The organism is Sphaerimonospora mesophila (assembly GCF_001417795.1).
Lineage (GTDB): Bacteria > Actinomycetota > Actinomycetes > Streptosporangiales > Streptosporangiaceae > Sphaerimonospora > Sphaerimonospora mesophila.
Genome location: NZ_BCBX01000049.1, coordinates 116,518 through 127,688, shown reverse-complemented (window position 1 = coordinate 127,688; position 11,171 = coordinate 116,518). Strand labels below are relative to the sequence as shown.

At 65.0% G+C, this 11,171-nt stretch carries 14 protein-coding genes and 1 other annotated feature; of the genes, 7 read left to right on the top strand and 7 right to left on the bottom strand.

The window, feature by feature from the left end:
- From AP234_RS29375 to AP234_RS35490, 5 genes are all read right to left on the bottom strand, one after another.
- The coding region (locus AP234_RS29375; RefSeq protein WP_160330511.1) for an IS701 family transposase at positions 1 to 344 on the bottom strand (344 nt) is incomplete at its 3' end.
- Between the two features lie 255 nt (positions 345 to 599).
- Positions 600 to 935, bottom strand: a complete 336-nt coding sequence (locus AP234_RS29370) for a hypothetical protein (protein ID WP_152990680.1) — start codon at positions 933 to 935, stop codon at positions 600 to 602.
- A 344-nt stretch (positions 936 to 1,279) separates the two neighbouring features.
- Positions 1,280 to 1,933: a hypothetical protein gene (locus AP234_RS29365; RefSeq protein WP_152990679.1), complete on the bottom strand. Its 654-nt coding sequence runs from the start codon at positions 1,931 to 1,933 to the stop codon at positions 1,280 to 1,282.
- Positions 1,934 to 2,045: 112 nt separating this feature from the next.
- A complete protein-coding gene (locus AP234_RS37440; protein ID WP_160330510.1) occupies positions 2,046 to 2,183 on the bottom strand; it encodes a hypothetical protein in 138 nt (45 codons plus the stop codon).
- 845 nt (positions 2,184 to 3,028) lie between these two features.
- Positions 3,029 to 3,625: an HDIG domain-containing metalloprotein gene (locus AP234_RS35490; RefSeq protein WP_083502543.1), complete on the bottom strand. Its 597-nt coding sequence runs from the start codon at positions 3,623 to 3,625 to the stop codon at positions 3,029 to 3,031.
- 79 nt (positions 3,626 to 3,704) lie between these two features.
- Here AP234_RS35490 and AP234_RS29360 point away from each other — a divergent pair, with 79 nt between their 5' ends.
- Positions 3,705 to 3,932, top strand: a complete 228-nt coding sequence (locus AP234_RS29360) for a hypothetical protein (RefSeq protein WP_055482993.1) — start codon at positions 3,705 to 3,707, stop codon at positions 3,930 to 3,932.
- A gap of 92 nt (positions 3,933 to 4,024) precedes the next feature.
- Here the strand turns inward: AP234_RS29360 and AP234_RS37435 are convergent, their stop codons facing one another.
- Together AP234_RS37435 and AP234_RS29355 are read right to left on the bottom strand one after the other, a co-directional pair.
- Positions 4,025 to 4,186: a hypothetical protein gene (locus tag AP234_RS37435; protein ID WP_160330509.1), complete on the bottom strand. Its 162-nt coding sequence runs from the start codon at positions 4,184 to 4,186 to the stop codon at positions 4,025 to 4,027.
- 15 nt (positions 4,187 to 4,201) lie between these two features.
- A complete protein-coding gene (locus tag AP234_RS29355; protein ID WP_152990678.1) occupies positions 4,202 to 4,795 on the bottom strand; it encodes a hypothetical protein in 594 nt (197 codons plus the stop codon).
- A 623-nt stretch (positions 4,796 to 5,418) separates the two neighbouring features.
- On the opposite strand from AP234_RS29355, the gene AP234_RS29350 reads away from it, so the two are divergent.
- The 6 genes from AP234_RS29350 to AP234_RS39705 all read left to right on the top strand — a co-directional run bounded on the left by AP234_RS29350 (position 5,419) and on the right by AP234_RS39705 (position 9,931).
- Positions 5,419 to 6,303: a DUF3800 domain-containing protein gene (locus AP234_RS29350; protein WP_152990677.1), complete on the top strand. Its 885-nt coding sequence runs from the start codon at positions 5,419 to 5,421 to the stop codon at positions 6,301 to 6,303.
- Positions 6,300 to 6,851 carry a hypothetical protein gene (locus AP234_RS34405; protein ID WP_200926774.1) on the top strand — a complete coding sequence of 184 codons (552 nt, stop codon included), beginning with the start codon at positions 6,300 to 6,302 and terminating at the stop codon, positions 6,849 to 6,851. Before AP234_RS29350 ends, AP234_RS34405 begins: the two co-directional genes overlap by 4 nt.
- Positions 6,848 to 7,723, top strand: a complete 876-nt coding sequence (locus AP234_RS35485; protein WP_083502542.1) for an abortive infection family protein — start codon at positions 6,848 to 6,850, stop codon at positions 7,721 to 7,723. Before AP234_RS34405 ends, AP234_RS35485 begins: the two co-directional genes overlap by 4 nt.
- A gap of 518 nt (positions 7,724 to 8,241) precedes the next feature.
- On the top strand, positions 8,242 to 8,772 hold the full coding sequence (locus tag AP234_RS29335; protein ID WP_152990676.1) for a hypothetical protein: 531 nt from the start codon (positions 8,242 to 8,244) through the stop codon (positions 8,770 to 8,772).
- A 137-nt stretch (positions 8,773 to 8,909) separates the two neighbouring features.
- The gene (locus tag AP234_RS29330) at positions 8,910 to 9,230 is read left to right on the top strand and encodes a transposase (RefSeq protein ID WP_055482988.1); all 321 of its coding nucleotides are present in this window, start codon (positions 8,910 to 8,912) and stop codon (positions 9,228 to 9,230) included.
- Positions 9,188 to 9,301 (top strand) — a sequence feature (AL1L pseudoknot). It overlaps the preceding gene by 43 nt.
- 66 nt (positions 9,302 to 9,367) lie before the next feature.
- Positions 9,368 to 9,931: an IS3 family transposase gene (locus tag AP234_RS39705; RefSeq protein WP_431999119.1), complete on the top strand. Its 564-nt coding sequence runs from the start codon at positions 9,368 to 9,370 to the stop codon at positions 9,929 to 9,931.
- Positions 9,932 to 11,171 lie beyond the last annotated feature (1,240 nt).

Below are 11,171 nucleotides of genomic sequence, written 5' to 3'. Positions count from 1 at the left end.
CCGCCGACCTGACTGTTTTCGATCCGGCCGGCCGTACCGGTGTACTGGCGTTGTACCCCGGCCGATCGGCAGCCCTTCTTGAGGAAGCCGGTCTCGTCGACGATCAGGACACCGTTGCCGCCGAGGTGTTCGCTCACGTAGCCGCGCACATCGTCGCGTACGGCTTCGGCGTCCCAGCGTGCGCTGCGCAGCAGGCGTTGCATGGTCTGCGGGCCGCTCAGCCCGGCGTGCTCGGCCAGGTTCCAGCAGTTCTTCCGCTCGACGTCCGACAGCAGGCCCCGGACGTAGGCATTCGCGGCGCGACGTGGCTCTACTCGGCCGAACCGGTGCGCGATCCGTGTCATCAGCTCGTTGAGGGTGACGATCCAGCGGTCAGGGTCTACGCTGTCGGCCACGGCCATCACGCGATCTTCAGATGTCTTCACAAACTCCGAATGATCACGTGATGGCCGTTCTCATGCCACCCCAACCGCGAAGATCGCGAAGTGTCACTGGAGTACTAGGTCCACGATGCAGCCCGTTGGGGGCGAGAGCCCGGGGCCTGGGGGCAGGGTAGCGAGCATCAACCGACGAGTTCGGCGGTCAGACCTGTCATGCGATCAGCTTGTCGACGTCAACAGCGGCGCTACACGATCGAGCCAGCACAGATCGGCCCGATGCTGTCCCGAGAACTTCCGGACGGAGATCTCCGTCCGACGCGTGCAGCCGAACTTGTCGGCGCTCGTGTCGGATGTCCGGGCCAAGTTGTCGGAGTGCAGGTCGTCGGAAGGTGCGCGGTTCGTCTTCGCTTCGGAGGCCACGGAATCCGGCAGGTTGAGGCGGACAACCAGGACCAACAGCGTGCACACGTACTTGTCGAACCGCAGCTCAGTGGGTCGTCTTCCACGTCTTCGCCGCGCCGCCGAGTTCATCCGTGAGTTCATCGCCGCCGGCACCCGCGCGGGCCTTGGCTGCGGCCCAGGCCCGCGGGCCGTCCCACCGCAGTCACGCCGTGTAGTGGGTGCCTGCGGAGACACTGGGCAGACGCGCGATCGAGATGATCGAGTGTTCGAGGGTTGGGCAGCATGTCCTGGGCCGCGCACAGGAGGTCGGGGGTGACCACATCCCGAACCTGCGCGAGCTACGCGCCGTTCGGGGCCCAGCGGCGCTGGAAGCAGGCGGCCGATGATCCGCACCGTCTACCGGGTCAAGGGCGGCACCGTCCAACTGGCTATGGGCGCAGGGCGGTTGCGGCCTTGTCGGTCGCGGTGGTGACTCTTCAGCCGATACGCCGCGGTATTCAGCGTTTCTCGGTCCCCGATTGGTCTTTGTCCGGGCCGGTGCCGGGGAAAGGAGGAAGCGGTCCCGCCAGATGCTGGCGTTCCGCGCTGAGGTCGATGACGGCGACCCAGTCGTACGCGGCCCACGTCTCCAGATCGTCTGCGACGGCATCGAGGTCGGCCGCGGCTATGCGTCGCACTCCGGCGTCCGTCAGGAGGTCGTCATACCGGGTACCCTGCGGCTCGCCGCGAAAGACCTTCGCATACCTGCGCAACAGTTCGATGTGAAAACCGATCCCGCTGCGGCTCGCCCGTGCCACTGGAACGAGGTTGTCGGTGTGCGCGGCGGCTTCAGCATCGGATTCCAGGCCAGACTGCCAAGACTGGCGTCTCTCCGCCGCTTTCGGGCAAAGGTCGTCGGCGATCTGACGGTCCATGAGGAGCCAGGTCGCCAGCTGATCGCCGGTGGAACCGGTCCAAACAGCAAAGTCCGTTTCGGAGATGATGTAACCGGCCGCCTCGTACGTCCCCATATCCAGCACGCAGATGAGCACCTTGTCGTCGGGAACACCGTCAAGGCCACATGGCGGACCGGGCAAGACCTCGCTGCCCGGCAAACCGCTGAGGTGCTCCAGCTTGCCAGTGCCGTCCGGCAGATTCAGATACAGAGTCATGTCTCTCCAGAGCTCGTAGAGCATGGTACGCGTGTCACCGGGGACGAAGCAGCCGTCCTCATGTGCGCATGGCCATGGAACAGCACGATCGCCTATCGCAGGCACCGCAGGCTCAATCGAGCATGTCGATCAAAGGGGAGACGGAACTTTCGATTTCCTGGATCAGCGCAGGGATCGTCGGCAGGAGCGGCTGGCCGGACAGCGCAAAGGTCGTTCCAAAGCACAGATCGAAGGTGTAGGAGAACCGCATCGAGTGAGTCTCATCCCCACCGCGTGCTGCCTTACAGATCCGGAACACTTCGGCGTCATCTTGCAGCGGTGAATGTGAACGTCAGCCGTGACTGAGGTCGGATCCCAGTTCAGGTCGTAGCTGTTGGTGAACGCGTTGCCCGTCAGGGGAAGCATGGAGATCTCCAACAAGATCCCCTTACCGATGTTCACGCGCTGGGCGGAGGCGGGGCGGTCCACCTCCATTCGCATGTAGGCGCTCGCTTCAGAGAGGGAAGAGAAAGAGCGCATCGCGGCTCCTTGGGGATCCCGGGTGGCCTGAGGGGCAATGAGATCCACCTCAGGCCGGGGCGAGCGTGTTCCCGCCCCGACTGGCGGCCGTTCGCGGTTTCGCCGGTTAAAGGGGGGCAAGGCCGCCGGCCAAGATGCTTTGCGCCCGTCCAGCTAGTGGGGCACTTTCAGGCACTCGGTAGGCGCAAAGGATCTTGATTCTCACGGCGGCCTTGCCCCCCGCCGGCGGAATCGCAGGCTGCAAGTCGTCGGGGCGGGAACACGGCGACCGCGTCGCTCGCTAACCGCGCTGACGAGTCAGGAGTGCTCTTTCGCAGTCGCAGACAGCAGCGCCTCCCATGCCTGGTGGCAACAGGCATGGGAGGCGCTTACAACTAGCCGGTAAAGGCGGAGAAGAAAGATTCGGCCGCGGAATGACGGTTCCGGGAGGCAGCCTGTCCGAGACCGCGTGTCACTCCTTGCTGGATCCTCCGACGTCTACATCAGAGGTGGGCTGCCTTCCCACCTTCACAAGATCCGCTTGTCAGCCTGCTCGCGTCTACCTGGGCGAACACCCGGTGCGGTGAAGGCCGGCGGTCACACCACCTTGTGACCGTGTGCTCGGACGAACGGTCCGAGGTCCGGAACTCCGAAAGTTTTGCACATCGAGTTGAAGATGGAAACTTTGTCTTCGCCGTAGCGGCCAATATAGCTCGCGTAAGAGTCAGCGGTAACAAATGCTGGCGGAGTGGACTTGCTGTGGAACTTGTCGGCGTACATAACGAGTTCTTCTTCAGCCGACTCGGCCAAATAGTCGGCTACAGGCAGCGGGAGCCCTTGATTAAGTACGTCATCCCGGCTAATCCCTACTCCCGTGAGACAGGAGCAAAAACGACAGAGAACCTCATCAAACCCTTCTGTGCGGAGCAGATCGTAGCCGAGAACCCCGTGGCGTACGTAGTTCGTATGATCGAGTTGACCATTGTTGTCGTACAGCCGATAGACCCCGATGTCGTGGAGCAGGCTACCCGCTCTGACCAGGTCGATGCTGAGGGAACGGCTGGTGCGCGAGAAGACTTGTTCGGCGACTCCACAGACTATTTCGCAGTGGGTGTAGACGAGCTCGAAAGCTTCTCTTGTCGGCGCATATTTCAGGTGCAGCGCGCGAATTTCCCTGTCTGTTGGAACCCGCATCGGGGGAGTCTAGCAACTCCTGATCATGGCGATGTCGGCCCAGTGCGTTGGTGGCGGTCAGGTACGTCCGAGGAGCAGTGTGCTTCTCCTCTGCAGCGTCGGCCTCCTGAGAAAGATCAGCTTCTCGCTGGAGTGGCAGTTCTGCGGGCTCGGCACCCTTGCCCTGCGCGAGCTGGAGACCCGCCATCCGGACCTGACCTGGTACACCACCGGCCAGTACGAGCCTGCTCAGGGCTTCTACGAGCGATACCGGCACAGCAGCCACAGCCCGTGGACCGACGAGCAGCATCCCTGCCCGCACTTTTGAGTGCTTGATCGGCCTGTGGGAACCTCTACTCCGCTTTGCCCGCCTCCGGCGCCGATCAGACCAGGAGCTGTTCAGGCAGGCCCGCACCGGGATTAGACCATCGCGTGCAGGTCATAACGCTCCCGCAGGTCCTCCAGGGCCTTCCAGCGCCCCATCGGTGGTTCGTCCCCGCTGGTGATCAGTATGGAGGCCAGGTCGCGTACGCGGATGATCAGGGCATAGGTGAGGACGGATTGATCTCGACTTTGCCCCATGCCTTCCGTGATGCGCTACCTGTCGCTGTCGGGGCTACCGACGAGTGCTTGCCGAAGGTCCTGTTCCACCTGGTGGAGTGATCTCGCCGCCAAGCCCACGGTTTCGGTGTATCCCGCATATGGCATGTCCTCGGCGCGCACGCCATAGGGCAGCGCAAGTGATGACCACAGCTTCAAGACCTGCCCTTCGACGAACCGGGCCCGGGTACCTCGCATCGAGACCGTAGTGACCAACGTCCACCCCATGCTTTGATGGAGTTCGATTCGCTGGCTGCCGACCTTGGCTATCCCGATCTTCGCGGCATCGAGTCGCTGGTGCACCATGAGGTACACCAGGGCATCATCGTCGGCCTTGATGCCGTAACCGCCGCAATAGACGCACGCCCCGGTTCCGGCGTGCTTGATGCTGTCGAACGTGGGCTCGATCTCCTTGCGGCAGCCCGGATTCAGGCACCGCGACAACCATCGCTCCTTCACACCGGGGAACGGGACAAGCGGTTCTCCACCTGCCAACCGGAGCATGTCTTCTGCCTGCTCGGGTCTGATGGGCCCGTTTCGCCGACAGAGGTCACAGCACTTCGGCTGGCCCTGCTTGATCGCTTTCTTCACACTGGACAACGTGGGAGACGTGATCCCCTTGCAGTTCCCGCACACCGACTCCCAAGGCGTCCGGTTGTCCACGTACGGGACTGTCGGCGCGAGACCACGAAGCGCCATCACCGCACGCGCCTCCGCCTCCGTCTTCTTCTCCGAACCGCTGCAGGAACGACATGGCCCCTGAGTTGAGCTCGGCGAGCACACGTTGCTGTATCGCGGAGATCTCGGCTGCCGGCACGTTGCGCAGTAGCCCGGCCAGGGCTTGTCCGCGCCAGGGAAGGGAACTGTCGGGATCCAGCCTTTGGCGCGCATGCGGGCCTCGGCGACGTGGGGGTCAAGCGGCGCTGGCACAGGTGCCTCCAGGAGCACGGAGATTGCCGACGCCTGGCAGGTTCGCAGACGCCGCCGACAATCTGATCCGCGGTCGCCAGGCTGTGGATGCCCGAACTGGATTGCCGAGGAGCGGAGGGCAGGCGTCTTGCCGCAGTAAATGCCGGATTTACTGCGGCAACTTCGATACGATCACCGACACGCATCTCATTCAGCCTGGGTGCGTCCCCGATACGTGACTCTTCGTCCGCGAGTCGAGGTGTACACATTTACTGCGGCAACGATCGTGGGGTGCCATTGTGTACATGATCTACATCGACGACAGCGGGCAGAAGGAGGTCCGCCGTCGGCACATGGGCGAGCTCGTCTCCGTCGGCGGTGTGATCGTCCCCGAGCTCGCAGTCGCCGGGTTCGCGACTGCGCTTGACGGCATCCGCGCGGAGTTCGAGATCCCCGAGGGAGAGGAACTCAAGTGGAAGCCTCCCAAGAACACCTTCCAGGCGTCAGCGGGCGGCCCGCTGATCAACGAACTGCGCCAGCGGATGCTTCAGGCCGCCATCGATAGCGGCATCAAGTCTGCCGTCGTGGTGTGGGACCGCGGTCATGTCCCGTGGGAGAAGACCCGCGTCGAACCCGAGATCCTCAAGTACCTCTATGAGCGGATCACGTCGTACCTGCGCGAGCGGGGCGACGTCGGCATCATCATCGCCGACCAGCCGGGCGGCGGCCGCAAGGACGAAGTGAAGTGGCTGGCCGACACTCTCGGCCTGACCCGAGAAGGCACTCGCTTCGCCACGCCCGATCGTGTCGTCTCGCCGATCCTGACCGCGCCGTCCCATCACGTCCCGCACCTGCAGCTGGCAGACCTCGTCACCGCAGCCACCACCGCAGCGGTCGCCGGGCAGCCGGCCGGGATGAAACTGGCGAAGTGGCTGAAGGAATTGGCCCGTACCAACTCGCATGGGCTCGTCGGCGGCGCGGGCGTGGCGCTGTGGCCACCCGACTTAGTGGATTTGCACTACTGGATCTTCCAAGAGACCTACTACGCCAAGGGATCCACCGGACATCCGATCGGCCCATCCGGCAACCCTTTCAGCAATCCTGGGCGGACCTACCAGCGCGACAACGGGCTCTCTGGCCCTGACAGCCCCACCAGCGGGTCGCCTCTCGCGGCGGGGAGCAATTCGTGACCGTTCACGCCTTCGATCGCGGCACCCCTGTCGACTACGGCACCGCCGTGGAGGCGTACCTTCGCTCGGCTGGGATCGCCGCCTCTTCCCAGCGGATCTACCGGATCTCACTGCTTACCTGGGCTTGGCTGGCCTGCGGGCAACAGCCGCCGCTGGGGCGCGAGCGGCGGGGCGCCGAGCCACCCACTGTGGCGTTCGCCGCGCTCGATGAGGCGTCGGCCGACGTGCTCGCCGAGGTGTTCGCGCAACGGGCCCGGCTGGTCGACGCCGACACCGTCAACCGTGAACTGTCGGTCCTAAAGGCCGCTATCACCTGGTGGCGCGCCCGCGGTTGGCTTGCGCACAACCCGATCACCGGCATCGAGCGCCGTCCGGCACCGCCGGACCGAACCCGGGCGCTGTCGCGCGAGCAGATCGCCGCGTTGTTCGACCTCAAGATCAGCGTGCGCGAACGCACGTTCTGGAAGGCCTTGTACGAGACGTGCGCGCGGGCCGAGGACGTTGCTGGCCGCGACCCTCTTCGACACCGGAAGCGAGGCACTGCATGAGCTCCCGACGCGAACTACTCAGCCCAGCCACGCGCATCGCCCTGCGTGAGCTGGTCTCTACAATCCCAGTCCGTCAGATCAACAATCTGTGGCAAGCCGAAGGATTCGCGCCCGATCCGCTGACGTATGAGCGCCTGGAAATAGAGGCGGTGTTAGGCGATCGGCAAAGGCTGTTCCAGTCCTACCTCGACGCGGTCGATTGGGCCGACGAACGCCACGTGGCTCGCGCCCTACGCGTCATCGAGCGTCTCCTGGAGGATCATTACTTCAGCTCCAACGAGATCATCTATCACCGAGCTCGCCGCGAGCTGGAACGCGATGGCTACAAAATCAACGACGACGGCCACATCACCCGCGTCGGAGTCGGCATCCGCCCTGGAGCCCTTGCGAACCTCACCGACGCCACCGCCATCAACGATGGCCTCCAACGTATCCGGCGAGCCGAACAACACGACGATCCTGCCCTTGTCATCGGCGCCGCCAAGGAACTCATCGAAAGCACCGCCAAGCTGGTCCTGCATGAACGGGGCCACACCGTCGACCTCCGCGCCGACGTCCAGGACCTCATCCGCGCAGCGCAAAAAGCGCTGTTGCTGCAACCGACCAAGGCCACCGGCCCCGACGGCACCGACGCCGTCAAGAAAATCTTGGGTAGCGCCAGCGCGATCGCCGTAGGTGTCGCTGAACTCCGCAACCGCGGCTACGGTACCGGCCACGGCCCCGTCGGTGCCCGGCACGGTCTTCGCCCTCGGCATGCCCATCTGGCAGCCAACGCCGCCATCACGTGGTGCGAGCTCATGCTCGAGACCCTCGCCGATCCCGAAGCGCCCTGGCGCACACCACCACCCGCCACAGCTATCACGTCGACGTAGCCCTGTCTGATTTTGTTCGCGAGAACAGGAGCCAGATGTTGGTCACTTTCGGCACCACTTCGCTGGCCCACCGCGTGCCGCGCGTGAGTGTTCGTGAGAACGAGCGCCACTTGTTGACCATGACCGAGATCCTGGCGAGGTAGCACAGGTCGCCAGGTGACTCTCCGTAGAACTCGGCCGCCGTGAACTATGCGTGAGCGGAGATCCGTTCGACGCCGGGCGCGGCCGTCGCAACCGGCGTGGCACCGAAGCTCACGAACATCGAGAGCGGCGAGATCTCGCTGGCGTCCGAACTCAGCGACATCTGGCGCCGGAACTCACGAACAAAACCGCCCTGTCCGGCACCGCTGATTCCTTGCGAGCCCCCTCTCGACGCGTGGCCCAAGCAGTCAGCACCCAGGCCCTGCCTGTGCCCCGGCTTTGTCCACAGCGCCCCAGTTCGCCTGGCGATGACGAAACCCGCGTGATCGTCGATAGGCTAAGCGCCGCTCAATCGCCAGTTCGCGAAAAGGGTGGTCATGGAAGCCGCTACCGGAGATCTCGCCACCTGGGCTGGGGTCGTCGTCGCTCTCGTATTTTCCATCGCAGCCTTCGCAGTGTCCCTGGTCTCGCTCAAGTACCAGCGCCACTCTGCCAAGGCGGCGAAACAAGCTGTCGATGAGGCCAAGCGGTCAGCAGACGCCGCCGAAGAGGCGGCAACGGCTGGCGTGCGGTCCGCGGATGCAGCGGAACGCTCGGCAGTCGCTGCCGAGCAGGTCGCCGAGATCGAGGCCATGCGGGACATGCAGCCGACGGTCGCATGGGAAGTGACGCGCGAGTCGCAGTTCGCCGCTTATCTCCGGAACGCCGGCACCGAGACCGTGACTGGCGTGACGGTCGATGCGACCGTGCCCGGCGTAAACCAAGCCCCGGACGGTGTGATGCTGGAGCCGGGCGCTTCGGTCAAAATGATTCTCACTTCGTCACTGGCGCACAACACCCCACGGGAGATCAGGGTGACCTGGGACGGCGCTCCCTCACCGGTAGTCGTCCCTGTTCCCCCATGGTGACCGCAAACGAGCGAGAACGTTGTCCGCCAGCGCTGGCCGGTTTGAGCCGCTGACATCTATTCCGCGTCGGCCACTGTCAATATGTCCGAGGTGCCCCGGGTTGGTTGGAGGCTCCCAAGACTGGAAGGCTGGGAGCCATGCCCGCACAGCGGAAATACCCCCAAGAGCTGCGTGATCGAGCCGTCAAGATGGTCTTCGAGCTGCGCCAGGAAACCGGAGAGAAGACCGGGACGATCGCCCGGGTGGCCGACCGGCTCGGCATTCACCGTGAGGCGCTTCGCACCTGGGTACGGCAGGCAGAAGTCGACAGCGGGCAGCGGCCGGGCACGAGTTCGAGTGACGCGCAGCGGATCGCCGAGCTGGAGCGGGAGAACCGTGAACTACGCCGGGCCAACGAAATCCTGAAGGCGGCGTCCGCCTATTTCGCCCGGGAACTCGACCCGAGGCTGCCGCGCTAATCGAGTTCATCGACCTACATCGGGATCGGTTCGGTGTCGAGCCGATCTGCGCGGTCCTGGATTTCGCGTCGTCGAGTTATTACGAGGCGAAGCGTCGTGAACGTGAGCCGTCAGCGCGTGCGTGTCGCGATGAGGAATTGAAGGTGGAGATCATGCGCGTGTGGGAGGAGGACGGCTGGAAGGTGTACGGGGCGCGTAAGGTCTGGCGTGAGCTGAATCGCCAGGGCACAGTGGTGGCGCGGTGCACGGTCGAGCGGCTGATGCGCGAGCTGGGTATCGAGGGTGCGTGCGCGCGTCGTAAGCGTCCGCGGACGACCGTGCCCGGTGATGGCCGGCAGCCGGCTGACCTGCTGGAGCGTGACTTCGATGCGCCGGCGCCGAACACCTTCTCGGCCAGACACCGGCCGGGAATTTCGGACGCTGTGAGCGGCCGCCGGGTCGGCCCGGGACGCTGTCCAGCTCGCGGCCAGACAGAGCCGCGCCCATTGACGTGGCACGGTCCGCGGTCGAGCATCAGGGCGTCGCCGCCTTCGTCGTACGTCCGTCTCTGCGCATGGACCAACAGGAGGAAGTCATGTCAAGTATGTCGAGCGAGTCTTCGACGGGCGCGGTGCTGCCGAAGGGCTGGCAGGCGTTCGTCACGCTGGAGCCCGGCGAGACCACAGCCGGGGCGGTGGCGAAGGCGCTGGAGGAGGACATGAGCCTGACCGAGGCGCTCGCGTCCATGAACCTCATCGCCGAGACGCTGGCCAGGCGCTCGGCGCGCGAGCGCAGTGCGATGTCCCGGCTCATCGCGTCCCGGCTCAGCGGCGAGGTCGCCCGCGGCTTCCTGAAGGCGACCGCCGCGGTTCGTCTCGCCCACTCGACGCTGGAGACGCCGAAGGAACAGCCGGTGCCGCCGCACGAGGACGTGTTCCACCGCCTCGACCTCCTCCCGCCGAAGAAGCTCGAGAAGCCCTCCGAGAAGACCCCGGGTGGCCGCGACCGGCAGAAGCTCGAGGCGCTCGACCTCGCCACGACGGGCAAGGTCACCGTCGACCTGGCCGAGCTCGAGCACCGCACCGACGACGTGCGCGACGCATCGTCGATTGGCCACCTCCTGGAGGCGTTGAAGCTCGTCAACTCCATCGGCGGCAGCAGGTACCCGTACTCGAAGAATCGCCGCATCGAGCTCGGTAAGACGGTGAAGGGTACGACGCAGGAGCACCTCGTCGAGCAGATCGGCTTCCGGGCGGCGAGGACCCAGCGCAACGACAAGGGCGGCCTGTCGGCCCAGAACCAGCTCGCGGTCACCTACTGGCGCACGAACTTCCGCGACACCCTGCGGAGTTTCCTGGACAAGCTGCAGGTGGGCGGGAGGCTGGGCCCGGGCGACGTCCTGGTCAACAGCCCGCGCGTGCTGCGCAAGCTCGGGATGGTGGTGAGCACGGAGGTGCTGGCCGGGCTCACGATCACGCCGCTCGTCGGGACGTCGGGCATCAGCGTACTGAGTGGCATCGACAAGCCCACTGGCATCGACTGGGAGCACATCCTGCGGGATCTCGGCGCGACGCCGTCGGCGTACCAGCTGTACGAGCTCATGGACGTGGGCAAGACCCCGCCCCCGACGGACTTCACGGTCGACACGCAGGCCGACCTCGCGCAGCTCATCACCTGCAGCCCGTTCTCGCGGCTGCAGGAGATCGCGCGCGGAAAGGGCGAACTGGCGCCGGTGTGCGCCATGATCGAGCACCTCGTGCTGGGCCTCACCGACAAGCTCGGCCCGAAGCGCTTCGACGCGCTGACCGCCAACGCTCTAGGATCGCTGAGCCGGCTTCTCGACATCGTCGTGGAGAACGAGGAGAACCCGTCGGTGGCGATGCGCGCGGTCGACCTCATGATGGACGAGATCGGCATCGTGGTCGCCGCGGCTAAGTACTACACGTGGACCGACTATCGGGA